Source organism: Nocardia sp. NPDC056541 (assembly GCF_042794235.1).
Taxonomy (GTDB): Bacteria; Actinomycetota; Actinomycetes; order Mycobacteriales; family Mycobacteriaceae; genus Nocardia.
On record NZ_JBHTUD010000003.1, the window covers coordinates 482733 to 497884 of the forward strand.

Consider the following 15152-nt stretch of genomic DNA (forward strand, 5'->3'; position numbering starts at 1 on the left):
TCCGCACGCCGGATCGCTCACACGCTGTAAAGTGCGCTGGGAATTGCGCCCGAGTACACACCAGCCAGGAGCGAAGAGTTCATGACCGAAGCTGCCGCACCCGTCGGTGAGTTGACCGCGCTGGGTACGCCGCTGCGTCCGTTCCGCTTCGGAGCGGCCGGAGAGGGCAACAAGCAGGAAGGTGGCGCGCGCAAGTTCGTTCAGACGGCGCAGGAAGCCGAAGAGATGGGTTACGACACCTTCTTCGTTCCTGATCACCTGGGCGATCAGATCGGCCCGATCGCCGCGCTGGGCGCACTCACGCAGGCCACCTCCAAGATCCGCCTCGGCACCTCGGTGCTGGCCAATGGTTTACGTCATCCGGTCGTGGTCGCCAAGGAGCTGGCCACCCTCGACGTCCTGTCCAAGGGGCGCCTCGAGGTCGGCGTCGGCGCGGGCTGGATCAAGGAAGAGTTCGACAACGCGGGCATCGCGTTCGAGCGTCCCGGCATCCGGCTGGAGAAGCTCGACGAGTCGCTGACCATCCTGGACACGCTGCTGCGCGGCCAGGAGTGCAATTTCGAGGGCAAGCACTACCAGGTGCGCGGCATCAAGGGCACGCCGCGACCTCGGCAGGGCCCGCGCCCGCCGCTGTGTACCGGTGGCGGCGGTCCGAAGATGCTGGCGCTGGCGGCCAAGCACGCCGATATCGTCTCGGTCGTCCCGCAGACCACCAAGAACGGCAAGGGCCTGCTCTCGGGCATTACCCTCGAGAAGACGATCGAGAAGGTCAACATCGTCAAGGCCGCTGCCGGTGACCGGTTCGCCGATATCGAACTGAACTGGGCCATCACCGCCATCGTCATCACCGACGACCGGGAGAAGACCGCCGAGATGGCGCTGCGCGCGATCGAACGCGGCCTGCATCCCGACCTCGAAGTCGACGTCGAACTGACCGTCGAGGAAATCCTGAGCTCGCCCTACATCGCGATCGGCACGTTCGAGGAAATCGCCGAACAGGTCAAGCGTGTGCGCCAACTCACTTCGATGTCGTATGTGGGCATCTTCCCCACCCAGATGGACGCATTCGCGCCTGTCATTCCGCTGCTGCGGGAGGACTGAGCGGGGGCTCTCTGTAACATGACTCTGGTTTGAGAACATCTAGCCGATAGCGGTCACCGCGCAGACCGCTCGAAAATCCGCAGGTTGTCGACGCACGTTCGTGTGAGTTCGACGGCCGGTGGCGATATAGCGAGTCGAGGCCGCAGAGCTTGTCATCGCGTCCTCGCAAGGAGAAGAAGGAATGGAAGAGACTTTCGACGACTACCTGGACGCAACCGGGAATATCAACATTCCCGAGGGTCGGACCCTGGTCGATCACGTCGAGAAGCACACCCGTAACGATGCGAATACGCTCGCGTACCGCTACATCGACTATTCGCGGGAACGCGACGGCGAGGTGCACGAGCTGACCTGGCAGGAGTTCGGAGTACGGCTGCGCGCGGTGGCCGCTCGCCTGCAACAGGTGACCAACCCGGGCGACCGGGTCGCGATCCTCGCGCCGCAAGGCCTGGATTACGTGATCTCCTTCTTCGCGGCGATCTACGCCGGCACCATCTCGGTGCCGCTGTTCGATCCCGACGAGCCGGGTCACACCGACCGCCTGCACGCCGTCCTCGGTGACTGTGAGCCCTCGGCGATCCTCACCGCGACCTCCTCGGCCGCCGGTGTGCGCCAGTTCTTCCGCTCGCTGCCCGCCGCGCAGCGCCCGCGCATCATCGCCGTCGACGCGATCCCGGACACCCTCGGTGACTCCTGGGTGCGCCCCGACACCGCGATCGACGACATCGCCTACCTGCAGTACACCTCGGGTTCCACCCGGGTGCCCGCCGGTGTGGAGATCACCCACCGCGCGGTCGGCACCAACCTGCTGCAGATGATCAACTCGCTGAACATGAACGAGAACTCGCGCGGCGTCACCTGGCTCCCGCTGTTCCACGACATGGGCCTGCTCACGGTGATCCTGCCCGCGGTCGGCGGCAAGTTCATCACCATCATGTCGCCGAGTGCGTTCGTGCGTCGCCCCTCGCGCTGGATCAACGAGCTGGCCGCCGTCTCCGACGGTGCGGGCACGTTCGCGGCCGCGCCGAACTTCGCGTTCGAGCACGCCGCCGCGCGTGGTGTGCCCAAGGCGGGCGAGTCGCTGGACCTGTCGAACGTGATCGGCCTGATCAACGGGTCCGAGCCGGTGACGGTCTCCTCGATGAAGAAGTTCAACGAGGCGTTCGCGCCGTACGGTCTGCCCAAGACCGCGATCAAGCCCTGCTACGGCATGGCCGAGGCCACGTTGTTCGTCTCGGCCACTCGCGCCGAGGACGAGGCCAAGTACGTCTATGTCGACCGCAACGAGCTCAACGCGGGCCGCATGGTGCGCGTCGACCAGTCCGACGAGACCGCCATCGCGCAGGTGTCGTGTGGTTACGTCGGGCTGTCGCAGTGGGCCGCGATCATCGATCCCGAATCGGCGGACACCGCGCAGGGTCGCGAGCTGCCCGACGGTCAGGTCGGCGAGATCTGGCTGCACGGCAACAACATGGGCATCGGTTACTGGGGTCGCCCCGCCGAGTCCACCAAGGCGTTCCGCAACAAGGTCACCGAGCCCATCGAAGGTGGGCACACCGACGGCACCGATCCCGATGCCGACTGGATGCGCACCGGCGACTTCGGCGTGTACTTCGAGGGTGAGCTCTACATCACCGGTCGCGTGAAGGACCTGGTGATCGTCGACGGTCGCAACCACTACCCGCAGGACCTGGAGTACTCCGCACAGGAGGCCTCCAAGGCGCTGCGTCCCGGTTTCGTCGCGGCCTTCGCGGTGCCTGCCAACCAGCTGCCCGCCGAGGTCTTCGCCGCCGACAGCCATTCCGGCCTGAAGTTCGACGTCGACGACGCGTCCGAGCAGCTGGTGGTCGTGGCCGAACGTGGCCCCGGCGCCGGTAAGGCCGATCCCGGCCCGATCGCCGACGCGGTGCGTGCCGCGGTCTCGATGCGTCATGGTGTGACCGCTCGTGACATCCTGCTGGTCCCCGCGGGTTCCATCCCGCGGACCTCCAGCGGCAAGATCGCCCGGCGCGCCTGCAAGGCCGCCTACCTCGAGGGAACGCTGCGCGGTGGTTACACCCAGCAGGCTTTCCCCGATGCACCGGAAGAGTAATTCGGCACGTCCGAAAAGGAGGTGACGTCCGGTGTGCGATGCAGGCCGGGCGTCATTCCACGGCGCGCCCTGTACGCAGACAGGTAGCTTGAGGAATTGATGGCTAACAACGAGGGCACGCCCACCCCGAACCCTGACGTCCCTGCCGAGACGAACGATCTCTCGGTAGCCGAGCTGCGCGAATGGCTGCGCCGCTGGGTCGCCGACGCGACCGGGCAGTCTGTCGACGCGATCACCGTCGACCGGCCGATGGAGGAGTTCGGGCTCGCTTCGCGCGATGCTCTCGCCCTCGGTGGTGACATCGAGGACCACACCGGGGTCGCTCTCGCCCCGACGGTGATCTACCAGCATCCGACGATCGCGTCGCTGGCCGAGATCATCGTCAACGGTGAGCCGGAGCCTGAGCCCGAGGATTCCTCGGAGTACACGGCCGCGTTCGCGCCTTCCGAGGGGCACGACGTCGCGGTGGTCGGTCTGTCCACGCGTCTGCCGGGTGCGGGCACCACGCCCGAGTCGACCTGGGAGTTCATCATCGGTCGCGGTGACGCGATCCGTGAGCTGCCCGAGGGTCGCTGGTCGGAGTTCCTGACCGACCCGTCGGTGGCCAAGTCCATCGATCAGGCCAACACCCTCGGCGGCTACCTGGACCAGGACGTCATCAAGGGCTTCGACGCCGAGTTCTTCGCGATGTCGCCGATCGAGGTCGAGCAGGTCGACCCGCAGCAGCGGTTGATGATGGAGCTCACCTGGGAGGCGCTCGAGCACGCGCGCATCCCGGCCAGCGACCTCAAAGGCGGTCAGGTCGGCGTGTTCGTCGGCTCGTCCACCAACGATTTCCAGATGATCGCCTCGCTCGGTCTCGGCGACACCGATCCCGATGCGCCCGCCTCATCGCGCGGATACGCGCTGCTCGGCGGCTCGACCGGCATCATCGCCAACCGTGTCTCCTACTTCTACGACTTCCGTGGCCCTTCGGTCACCGTCGACACCGCCTGCTCGTCGACCATCGTGGCGGTGCACCAGGCCGTGCGCGCGCTGCGCAGCGGTGAGGCCGAGGTGGCGCTCGCCGGTGGCGTGAACATGATCCTGGCCCCGGTCATCACCCTCGGTTTCGACCAGAACGGCGCCGTCGCCAAGGACGGGCACATCAAGGCGTTCTCCTCCGACGCCGACGGCATGGTTCGCTCCGAGGGCGCGGGCATGGTCGTGCTCAAGCGCCTGGCCGACGCCGAGCGGGACGGCGACAACATCCTGGGCGTCATCAAGGGTTCCGCGGTGAATTCCGACGGCCGCTCCAACGGGCTGTTCGCGCCCAACCCCGACGCGCAGGCCGATGTTCTGCGCGCCGCCTACCGCGATGCGGGCATCGTCCCCAACACCGTCGACTACATCGAGGCGCACGGCACCGGCACGCCGATCGGCGACCCGATCGAAGCCGAGGCGCTGGCCCGGGTGATCGGTCGCGGCCGTGACGCGGACAAGCCCGCCCTGCTCGGTTCGGCCAAGACCAACTTCGGCCACCTCGAGTCGGGCGCGGGCGTGCCGGCTCTCGCGAAGGTGCTGATGTCGTTCCAGCACAACGTGATTCCGCCGAACATCAACTACGCGGGCCCGAGCCCCTACATCCCGTTCGAGCAGGCCAACCTCAAGGTCGTCGACGAGGCCACCGAGTACCCGCGCTACAGCGGCGTCGCGACCGTCGGCATCTCCGGCTTCGGTTTCGGTGGCACCAACGCGCACATGGTGCTCCAGGAGTACGTGCCCACGGCCCCGGTCGTCGAGGACGTCACCTCTGAGCAGGTCGCCGCCGAGGAGATCGAGGGCGAGGAGACCACCGACGTGGTCGCCGAGGCCGTCGCGATCACCGAGGCCGCGGTCGAGCCGGTGCCGCCGTTCGTCGAGTGGGACGGCGAGCGCGACGAGCCGCTGCCCGTGGTCCTTGCCGTTTCCGCCTACCTGCCGTCGCGTCGTAAGCGGGCCGCCGCCGAGCTGGCCGACTGGCTGGAAGGCGCGGGCGCCGATGTCGCGCTGACCGATGTCGCCCGCTCGCTGGCCAAGCGCAGCCACCAGCGTTCGCGTGGCGTAGTGGTGGCCAAGACCCGCGAAGAGGCCGTCGCGGGCCTGCGCGCCATCGCCGAGGGCAAGCCGGGCGCCGGTGTGTTCACCGCCGATTCGCCCGCGTCCAACGGTCCGATCTGGGTGTTCTCCGGTTTCGGTTCCCAGCATCGCAAGATGGCCAAGCAGCTCTACGGCGAGAACGCGATCTTCCGCAAGACCGTCGACGAGGTCGACGAGCTCGTGCAGGACGAAGCGGGTTACTCGATCCGCGAGATGTTCCTCGACGACGAGCAGGACTACGACGTCGGCACCTGCCAGGTCGGCATCTTCACCATCCAGCTCGGCCTCGCCGCGTTGTTGCGCGCGCACGGCGCGGAACCGGCTGCGGTGGTCGGTCATTCGATGGGTGAGGTGGCCGGCTCCTACATCGCCGGTGGCCTGACGATCGAAGACGCGGTGCGCGTGATCTGCGCCCGCTCGCGCCTGATGGGCGAGGGCGAGCAGATGCTCACCGACGACGAAGTGCGCAATATGGCACTGGTCGAACTCAGCGCCCACGACGTGGCGCTGCTGCTGCCGAAGTACCCCGACGTGGAGTGCGCGGTGTACGCCGCGCCGACCAACACCGTCATCGGCGGTCCGCGTGAGCAGGTGGAGCAGATCGTCGCCGAGGTCGAGGCGATGGGCAAGTTCGCCCGCATCCTGCCGACCCGCGGCGCGGGCCACACCTCCCAGATGGACCCGCTGCTCGGCGAACTCGCCGCGGAACTGGCGGGCATCGAGCCGACCTCGCTGAAGACCGGTCTGTACTCCACCGTGCACGAGGGGCTGTACTTCAAGCCCGGTTCCGATCCGATCCACGACGAGCCCTACTGGGTGAAGAACCTGCGCCACAGCGTGTGGTTCACCAACGCGGTGAAGGCCGCCGTCGACTCCGGGCACACCACCTTCCTCGAACTGGCGCCCAATTCCGTTGCGCTGATGCAGGTTCTGGGCACCACGTTCGCGGCGGGCGTGCACGACGCGCAGCTCATTCCCACGCTCAAGCGCAAGGAAGACGAGTCCGCCGGTGTGATCGGCGCGCTCGCCCAGCTCTACGTGCACGGCCATGCCGTGAACCTGAGTTCGCTGCTGCCCGAAGGTGATTACGCCGATGTGCCGCGAACCGCGTTCGTGCGCAAGGAGTACTGGCCCAAGGTCTCGATGACCTCGGGCGGCGGGAACACTCGCGTGCCCGGCGCGCACGTGGCCATGCCGGACGGCCGTCACGCCTGGGAGGTTCAGGCCACTTCGGTGAGCAACCTGGCCGCGCTGGTGAAAGCCGCTGCCGCCCAGGTTCTCTCCGATGTCGCGGTCTCGGTGTCCCATCCGCACGCTGCCCTGCCCACCGCGGGCACGCTCACCACCACGTTGACTCCGCACCTCGGTGGCGCGTCGGTCCAGGTGCACGCCAAGTCCGGCACCGGGTTCACCCTGCTGTTCGACGCGGTCGTCACCTCCGGTGCGGCGCTGCCCGAACCGGTTGCCGCCGTAGCGATTCCGGCTGCCGCGCCAGAGCCCACCGCCGCCGAGATCGCCATCGCCACCGGTGACCGCTGGAGCGCCGACAGCGGCGAGACCATCGAGCAGCGGTTGTGCGTCATCGTCGCCGAATCCATGGGTTACGCCGTCGAGGACCTCCCGATGGAGATCCCGCTGATGGAGCTCGGCCTCGATTCGCTGATGGCCATGCGCATCAAGAACCGCGTCGAATACGAATTCGACATCCCGCAGCTGCAGATCTCCGCGGTGCGCGACGCCAGCCTCAACGAGGTGTCGAAGGTGCTGCGCTACGCGATCGAGCATCGCGACGAGGTCGCGGCGATGGCGGAGAAGCAGGCTGCCGCCAAGGCCGCCGGTGAGGATGTCGAGCTGGGTGTCGACGCCAACTTCGTCGAGGCGGCTCGGGCCGCGATCGCCGCGGGTGAGGATCCGCTGGCGGTGGCGAAGAAGGCCGAAGCCGAGCTGTCGTCGGAAGCTGCTGCTACCGAACCGGTTTCGGATGCCGCGCCGGCCGATGTCGCTGCTCCGGTCGCTGCCGCCGACGTAGCGACTGCGGGTGAATCGGCTTCGGAGCAGACTGCTGCCGAGCCGGTGGTTGCCGACATCGACTACTTCGCCGATGCCGCCGCCGGTGACGAGGACAACGTTCCGCCACGTGATGCGGCTGAGCGCCTGGCCTACGCCACCTGGGCGGTTGTCACCGGCACTTCGCCCGGTGGTGTCTACAACACCTTGCCGATCCTCGAGGAGGACGTCGCCGAGAAGATGGCGGCCCGCCTCACCGAGCGGGTCAAGGCCGAGGTCACCGTCGATGACGTGCTCGATTGCGAGTCGATCGAACAGCTCGCCGAAATCGTGCGCAATCTGCAGGACAGTGGCGCCGACGTCGACGGCTTCGTGCGTCCGCTGCGGGCGCGTGCCGAGGGCTCGGATGCCGTGCCGGTGTTCGTGTTCCATCCGTCGGGTGGCAACACCCTCGTGTACGAGCCGCTGCTGAAGCGCCTCGCCGCGGACACCCCGATGTACGGATTCGAGCGGGTAGAAGGCGATATCGAAGCACGTGCTCGCCAGTACCTGCCCGAATTGCGCAAGCTGCAGGGCAACGGCCCGTACGTGCTGTACGGCTGGTCGCTCGGTGCGGTGCTGTCCCTGCAGGTCGCTCAGCTCCTTCGCGAAGAAGGCGCCGACGTGCGCGTTGTCGGTCTGATCGACCTGGCTCTTCCGGTCGAGGGCGAGGACAACAGCCCCGAGGAGCGGGTGCGCCGTATCCAGCGCTACCAGCAGTTCGCCAAGACCACCTATGGGGTCGAGGGCGAATTGCCCGACGAGCAACTCCAGGAACTTGCCCAGGCCAACGACGAAGAGCAATACGACATCGTCGCCAGCCTGGTGAAGCTGACCGGTGCGAAAATCCCCGGTGGTGTGCTCGAACACCAGCGCACCTCGTGGATCGAGAGCCGTCATCTCGCGAAGGCGAAGCCGACTCGGTACGACGGTGACGCCGTGCTCTACCTGGCTGATCGCTACCACGACGGCATGATCCAGCTCGAGCCGCGTTTCGCGGACCGCAAGCCCAACGGTGGTTGGGACGAGTACATTCCGAACCTCGAAGTGGTCCGCATCCCCGGCGACCACCTGCAGATTGTCGACGAACCGCGGATCGGCCAGATCGGTGCCGACCTCGCCGCCAAACTGGCCGCGATTTCCGCTAAGGGAGAATAAGTAAGTGAGCACGACCGCCGAAAAGCTTGCCGATCTACACGAGCGGCTCGAGCTCGCCAAAGAGCCCGCTGGTGAGAAGGGCATCGCGAAGCGGGCGCACAAGGGCATTCCCAGTGCCCGCGACCGGATCAACCAGCTGCTCGATCCCGGCACCTTCGTCGAGATCGGTGCGCTGGTGCGCAAGCCCGGCGACCCGACCGCCCTCTACGGTGACGGCGTCGTCGTGGGCCACGGCAAGGTCGAGGGTCGCCCGGTGGCGGTGTTCTCCCATGATCAGACCGTGTACGGCGGTTCGGTCGGTGAGGCGTTCGGTCGCAAGCTGTGCGGTCTGATGCAGTACGCGTCGAAGGTCGGCATCCCGCTGGTCGGCATCAACGATTCCGGTGGCGCGCGCGTGCAGGAAGCGATCAGCTCGCTGGCCTGGTACGCCTGGATGGCGACCAATCTCGAGCCGCTGTCCGGCATGGTTCCGCTGGTGTCGGTGATCCTCGGTAACTGCGCCGGTGGCGCGGTGTACGAGCCGATCTGCACCGATGTGGTGGTCGCGACCGAGTCGGCGCACATGTTCGTCACCGGCCCGAAGATCATCAAAGAGGTCACCGGCGAGGACGTGAGCCTCGAGGAGCTCGGCGGTGCGCGCACGCAGGCCCAGTACGGCAACATCCACCACGTCGCCAAGGACGAGGAAGCGGCTTTCACCTGGGTGCGCGAGTACCTGGGTTACATGCCGAGCAGCTGCCAGGAACTGCCGCCGGTGGTGAACCCCGGTCTGGAGCCGGAGATCACCGATTCCGACCGCGAGCTGAACACGTTCATGCCGGATTCCGACAATGCCGGCTACGACATGTACGACATCCTGCTGCGCATCTTCGACGACGGCGAGTTCAAGGAGATCAGCGCCGACACCGGCCAGAACATCATCACCGGTTACGCCCGTATCGACGGCCGCACCGTCGGTGTCGTCGCCAACCAGCCGATGGCCGCGGCAGGCGCCCTCGACGCCCGCGCCTCCGACAAGGCCTCGCACTTCGTCCGCCTGTGCGACGCTTTCGAGATCCCGCTGATCTTCGTCGTCGACACCCCCGGCTTCCTGCCCGGCGTCGAACAGGAGAAGGTCGGCGTCATCAAGCGCGGCGGCCGCTTCCTGTTCTCCTATGTCGAGGCCTCGGTCCCCAAGATCACCCTGGTGGTCCGCAAGTCCTACGGCGGCGGCTACGCGGTGATGGGCTCCAAGCAGCTCGGCGCCGACATCAACCTCGCCTGGCCCACCGCCCGCATCGCCGTGATGGGCGCCGAGGGCGCCGTCAGCCTCCTGGGCGCCGCCCAGATCGCCGCCGCCCCCGAAGACCAGCGCGCCGCCATCCGCCAGAACCTGATCAACTTCTACAACGAAAACGTAGCCACCCCCTGGGTGGCCGCCGAACGAGGCTTCATCGACGCCATCATCGAACCAGCCACCACCCGCCTCGAACTCCGCCGGGCCCTGAAGCTGCTCCAGGACAAGAAGATCCAGCGCAACCCGCGCAAGCACCACGTCCTGCCGCTGTAACCAGAACCTCGAACGGGCCGCCCCGGAAACCCTCCGAGGCGGCCCGTCCGCGCAGTCCGGATCACATTTTCCCGAGGTCGATATCCGCGGGAAAGGGAGCCGAGGCATCGACCGCTCCTGTGAACGTGTCGCCGGTCCGGTATGACCCGGTCGCCCGATCGAGAATGTAGCGGTCGGAGAACTCGCTGGACCAAGTCTGATCGCGTGCGACCCGTTACCGCCGGTAGTTCGGGTGCGGGTTGTACCCGGCGCCTGGTTGCGGTGCCTGCGATTGATTCTGAGGGTGCGGCGCGTAGGCGGGTGCGCCGTATCCGGGAGGTCCCTGCTGCCACTGGCCCTGGGCTTGCGGCGCGCCGTACGGAGCGGGTGCGCCCTGTGGCCAGTGGCCCTGCGCCTGTGGCAGCCCATTGGGGGCGGGCGGCGGCCCGCCGACGGGCGGGTAGCCCTGGGGTGCGGTAGCGGCGCGGCGGGCCCGGCGCGACCGGAGATTGCTCCGCAGCCAGAACGCGGAGCCGATGCTCATCACGGCGCCGCCGCCGATCAGCATCCACCCGGTGCGTTTGTTCTGGGCTTCTTGCTCGCCGGCGTCACGCTCCACCGACGAGCCCTTACTGGTCGTCACGCAGGTCTGGCCCGCCGACATGGCCTTGCCGTCGCAGTCGGCACCACTGTTGAGTGTGACGATTCCGCCGAAGACGAGGAAGGCGCCGAACACTACGCCCAGCACCGAGTAAAGAAGGTCTTTCACGTATTCCCCCAAGAACTTTGATCAGTCGAGACACCGTACCCCGTGCCCCGCGACACCTTCACGAGCGCATCGGCGACGACTCGACGGCCGTAATCGCATTCTGGGAGCCGATCGAAAAACGGGCCGCCACCGATGAATTCGGTGGCGGCCCGGCACGCTGCGTCGAAGAACTAGGCGACAGAAGCGGATTCGATGATGACGTCGTCGACGGGGACGTCCTGGTGGGGGCCCGCGCTGCCGGTGGTGACGGCGGCGATCTTGTCGACTACCTCGGTGCCGTCGGTGACCTTGCCGAAGACGGCGTAGCCCCAGCCCTGGCCCTGGGGGGCGGTGTGGTTGAGGAAGGCGTTGTCGGAGATGTTGATGAAGAACTGGGCGGTGGCCGAGTGCGGGTCGTTGGTGCGGGCCATCGCCACGGTGTACTTGTCGTTCTTCAGGCCGTTGGTGGCCTCGTTCTGGATCGGCGCCTGCGTCGGCTTCTGCTTCAGGCCGGGTTCGAAGCCGCCGCCCTGCACCATGAAACCGGGGATGACGCGGTGGAACACGGTGCCGGCGTAATGGCCCGAGTTCACGTAGTTCACGAAGTTGGCGACCGTGTTCGGCGCGGCCTGGTCGTCCAACTCGAGCACGATCGGTCCGTAATTGGTTTCGAGATTCACCTTGGTCATGGAGTCGAGTCTAGGGAAGTGCACTGCTGAGGCGTGCGACCCCTCACAAGTACCGAGGGACAGATAGCATGTCGAACCGTGCCAGACGCCGCAACAGCTGTTCTCTCCAAGCCTCCTGCCGAACCGGTGGCCTCCGCGAAGGACTTCCGGACCGCGCGATGGATCGCGATGGTCGCCGGGATTCTCGGCGCCCTGTTCGCGGTGGCTACGCCGTTTCTGCCGGTCACCCAGACGACCGCGCAACTGAACTGGCCGCAGAACGGTTCGCTCGGCAATGTGCAGGCGCCGCTGATGTCGCAGGTGCCGATCGATCTGAACGTGTCGATTCCCTGTAGCGCCGTGTCGACGCTGCCCGAGCAAGGCGGGATGCTGCTGGCGACCGCCCCCCCGCAGGGCGACCGGGCGGCCTTGGAGGCGCTGTTCGTGCGCGTCTCCGATACCGCGGTCGATGTGGTGGACCGCAATGCGGTCGTCGCGTCGGCGGACCGGTCGGCGATGGACGGGTGCTCGGCGATCCTGATCACGTCCGATCAGGACCGCACGACCGCGGAGTTCGTGGGACTGACCAAGCAGGTCGAGCGGCCGATCGCCGGTCAGCCCGGTGCGGTGGAAACCGTGCAGGTGCCCGTGCAAGGGCAACTCGCCGGTGACCTGCGGCCGCAGATCGTGGGCGTGTTCACCGATCTGAAGGGTGAGGTGCCGCAGGGTCTTTCGCTCACCTCGACGATCGACACCCGCTTCTCGTCGAGCCCGTCGCTGATCAAGCTGGTCGCGATCATCGCGGCCGTGCTGTGCACCCTGCTGGCGCTGGCCGCGCTGGGCCGCCTCGACGGCAGTGACGGGCGTGGGCACCGCCGCTTCCTGCCGCGCAACTGGCTGAAGCCGACCTGGGCCGATGGTGCGGTGATCGGCACGCTGCTGGTCTGGCATTTCGTCGGCGCCAACACCTCCGACGACGGCTACATCCTGTCGATGGTGCGCGTGGCCCCCGACGCGGGCTATACGGCCAACTACTTCCGCTGGTACGGCGTCCCCGAGGCCCCGTTCGGCTGGTACTACTACGTCATCCAGGTGTTCGCGGAGATCTCCACGGCCAGCCCGTGGGTGCGCGTGCCCGCGCTGATCTGCGCGATCCTGTGCTGGATGGTGATCAGCCGCGAGGTGGTGCCGCGCCTCGGCAATGCCGTGAAGCGCTCGCAGGTGGCGCTGTGGACCGGCGGACTGGTGTTCCTGGCGTTCTGGCTGCCGTTCGACAACGGCCTGCGCTCGGAGCCCATCGTCGCCCTCGGCGCACTGCTCACCTGGGTGTCCATCGAACGCGCCATCGCCACCGGCCGCCTGCTGCCCGCGGGCATCGCGGTGCTGATCGCGGCGTTCACCCTCGCCGCCGCGCCGACCGGCTTGATGTGTGTGGCCGCGCTGCTGGCCGGTATCCGGCCACTGGTGCGGATCATCGTGCGCCGTCATCGCCAGTTCGGCACGCTGCCGCTGCTGGCTCCGATCGCCTCGGCGGGCGTGCTCGTGCTCACCGTGGTCTACGGCGACCAGACCTTCGCCGGCATCCAGGAAGCCAACCGGGTCCGTCAGGCCACCGGCCCGAACCTGGCCTGGTACGAGGACTACCTGCGCTACTACTACATGTTCGTCGAGACCGTCGACGGCTCGCTGGCCCGCCGGTTCGCCTTCCTGGTGATGCTGCTGTGCCTGTTCACGACGCTGCTGGTGCTGCTGCGCCGCCGTCAGGTGCCGGGGATCGCGTCGGGTCCGACGTGGCGGCTGATGGGGATCGTCTTCGGCACGATCTTCTTCATGATGTTCAACCCCACCAAGTGGACCCACCACTTCGGCGCCTACGCGGGCATCGCGGGTGGGCTCGCGGCGGTGACGGCGGTGGCGGTGTCGCAGAGCGCGCTGCGCTCCCGCAAGAACCGGGCGATCTTCCTGGCCGGTTTGCTGTTCGTGCTGGCGCTGTCGTTCTCGGGCATCAACGGCTACTGGTACGTGTCCAGCTACGGCGTGCCGTGGTTCGACAAGACCATCTCGCTGCGCGGCGTCCACTCGAACACGGTGATGCTCGTCCTGTTCGGCGTGGCCTTGGCCCTGGTCGGCTGGTACGCGCTGCGCGAGGACTATGTGAAGCCGGTGCCGTCGGTGAAAACCAAGCGCGGCAACAGGATCCGCAAGTTCGCGGCTATTCCGCTGACCGTCGTGGTCGGCCTGATGGTGCTGTTCGAAGTGCTCTCGCTGGTCAAGGGCGCGACGCAGCAGTACCCCGGCTACTCGCTCGGCCGCTCCAACATCGACGCGCTGAGCGACAACTCGTGTGGCCTGGCCAACGACGTGCTGGTCGAATCCGACCCGAACGGCGGCAGGCTCGACCCCATCGTCGACCCGGCCCGTCCGTTCACCGACCCCAACGATCCCCTCGCGGGCACCGGCTCGGTCGGGTTCACACCCAACGGCGTGCCGAGCGACCTGTCCGCCGACGCGGTCGAGGTGAAGCCGGGCACCGGCAACACCAGCAACCAGTCGGTCGGCGCGGCCTTCGCCGAAGGCGAGAGCGCGGGCACCGGCGGTGGTGAGGGCGCACTCGGCGTCAACGGTTCCACCGTGGCGCTGCCGTTCGGCCTCGACCCCGCGCAGACCCCGATTCTCGGCTCCTACCAGGAGGGCATGCAGCAGCCCGCCCACCTGGAATCGGCCTGGTACGGCCTGCCCGCCCGCTCGGACGACTCGCCGCTGGTCGTGATCAGCGCGGCCGGTCGCATCGCCTCCAAGGACGACTCCGGCTCCGACAAGTACGGTCAGGCGCTGTTCGTCGAATACGGCACCCGTAACCCCGACGGCAGCGTCACCACGCTCGGCGCCTACCAGCCGCGCGATATCGGCCCCGCTCCGTCGTGGCGCAACCTGCGCGTGCCGCTGGCCGACCTACCGGCCGAGGTGAACGCGGTGCGCGTGATGGTGAACGACCCGATCCTGATCGGTGACCAGTGGCTGGCGTTCACCCCGCCGCGGGTGCCCGAGTTGCAGACTCTGGACACGTTCATCGGCCGTGACCAGCCGGTACTGCTGGACTGGGCCGTCGGCCTGCAGTTCCCGTGCCAGCGTCCGTTCGCGCACAAGAACGGCGTGGCCGAGGTGCCGAACTACCGGATCCTGCCGGACCGTCCGCTGGCGATCTCGTCGACCGACACCTGGCAGGCGCAGGAGTTCGGTGGTCCGCTCGGCATGACGCAGATGCTGGCGGCCCGGGTCACCATCCCGACCTACCTGAAGGACGACTGGGCCCGCGACTGGGGCTCGCTGGAACGCTACGACCAGTACGCGCAGGCCACGCCCGCACAGCTCGAGACCGGCACGGCGGCGCGCAACGGGCTGTGGAGCCCGGGACCGTTGCGGGTGTTCTGACCTCGGCCGGACAGTAAAAGGCGCGGATCACGTATGTGGTCCGCGCCTTTTCGGTTGGATGGGGGGACAGGAGTCAGACGTTGAGCATGCGACGGTTCAGGTCGCGGCGTAATACCTCTTGTGAAGGCAGTCTTTCCAGTACCCGCATTACGGCCGGTCGTAGTTCTTGCTTCTCGTCGTTGCTGAGCAACTCGACGAGATCTCGTAGATCCATGTCATCGAAGGCTCCTGTCATACCCACCAGGGTACGTGCTCAAACGT

Annotated in this window: 8 protein-coding genes; 5 read left to right on the forward strand and 3 right to left on the reverse strand. The window is 67.2% G+C overall.

The genetic code is table 11. From position 1 onward, the window contains the following. The first annotated feature begins 81 nt into the window (after positions 1-81). The 4 genes from ACFQ9R_RS07705 to ACFQ9R_RS07720 all read left to right on the forward strand — a co-directional run bounded on the left by ACFQ9R_RS07705 (position 82) and on the right by ACFQ9R_RS07720 (position 10064). On the forward strand, positions 82-1101 hold the full coding sequence (locus ACFQ9R_RS07705; RefSeq protein WP_378638012.1) for an LLM class F420-dependent oxidoreductase: 1020 nt from the start codon (positions 82-84) through the stop codon (positions 1099-1101). Between the two features lie 181 nt (positions 1102-1282). Continuing rightward, positions 1283-3193, forward strand: a complete 1911-nt coding sequence (gene fadD32, locus ACFQ9R_RS07710) for a long-chain-fatty-acid--AMP ligase FadD32 (RefSeq protein WP_378989499.1) — start codon at positions 1283-1285, stop codon at positions 3191-3193. A 99-nt stretch (positions 3194-3292) separates the two neighbouring features. Next, positions 3293-8515: a polyketide synthase Pks13 gene (pks13, locus tag ACFQ9R_RS07715; protein WP_378989500.1), complete on the forward strand. Its 5223-nt coding sequence runs from the start codon at positions 3293-3295 to the stop codon at positions 8513-8515. Positions 8516-8519: 4 nt separating this feature from the next. Beyond that, a complete protein-coding gene (locus ACFQ9R_RS07720) occupies positions 8520-10064 on the forward strand; it encodes an acyl-CoA carboxylase subunit beta (RefSeq protein WP_378638019.1) in 1545 nt (514 codons plus the stop codon). A 214-nt stretch (positions 10065-10278) separates the two neighbouring features. Here ACFQ9R_RS07720 and ACFQ9R_RS07725 read toward each other — a convergent pair whose 3' ends face one another. Next, the gene (locus tag ACFQ9R_RS07725) at positions 10279-10812 is read right to left on the reverse strand and encodes a hypothetical protein (RefSeq protein ID WP_378989501.1); all 534 of its coding nucleotides are present in this window, start codon (positions 10810-10812) and stop codon (positions 10279-10281) included. Between the two features lie 170 nt (positions 10813-10982). After that, positions 10983-11480: a peptidylprolyl isomerase gene (locus ACFQ9R_RS07730; protein ID WP_378638030.1), complete on the reverse strand. Its 498-nt coding sequence runs from the start codon at positions 11478-11480 to the stop codon at positions 10983-10985. 78 nt (positions 11481-11558) lie between these two features. On the opposite strand from ACFQ9R_RS07730, the gene ACFQ9R_RS07735 reads away from it, so the two are divergent. Beyond that, positions 11559-14891 carry an arabinosyltransferase domain-containing protein gene (locus ACFQ9R_RS07735; RefSeq protein WP_378989503.1) on the forward strand — a complete coding sequence of 1111 codons (3333 nt, stop codon included), beginning with the start codon at positions 11559-11561 and terminating at the stop codon, positions 14889-14891. A 73-nt stretch (positions 14892-14964) separates the two neighbouring features. Here ACFQ9R_RS07735 and ACFQ9R_RS07740 read toward each other — a convergent pair whose 3' ends face one another. Then, complete coding sequence (locus ACFQ9R_RS07740) at positions 14965-15126, reverse strand: hypothetical protein (protein WP_156677619.1); 162 nt, start codon at positions 15124-15126, stop codon at positions 14965-14967. Positions 15127-15152: the final 26 nt, after the last annotated feature.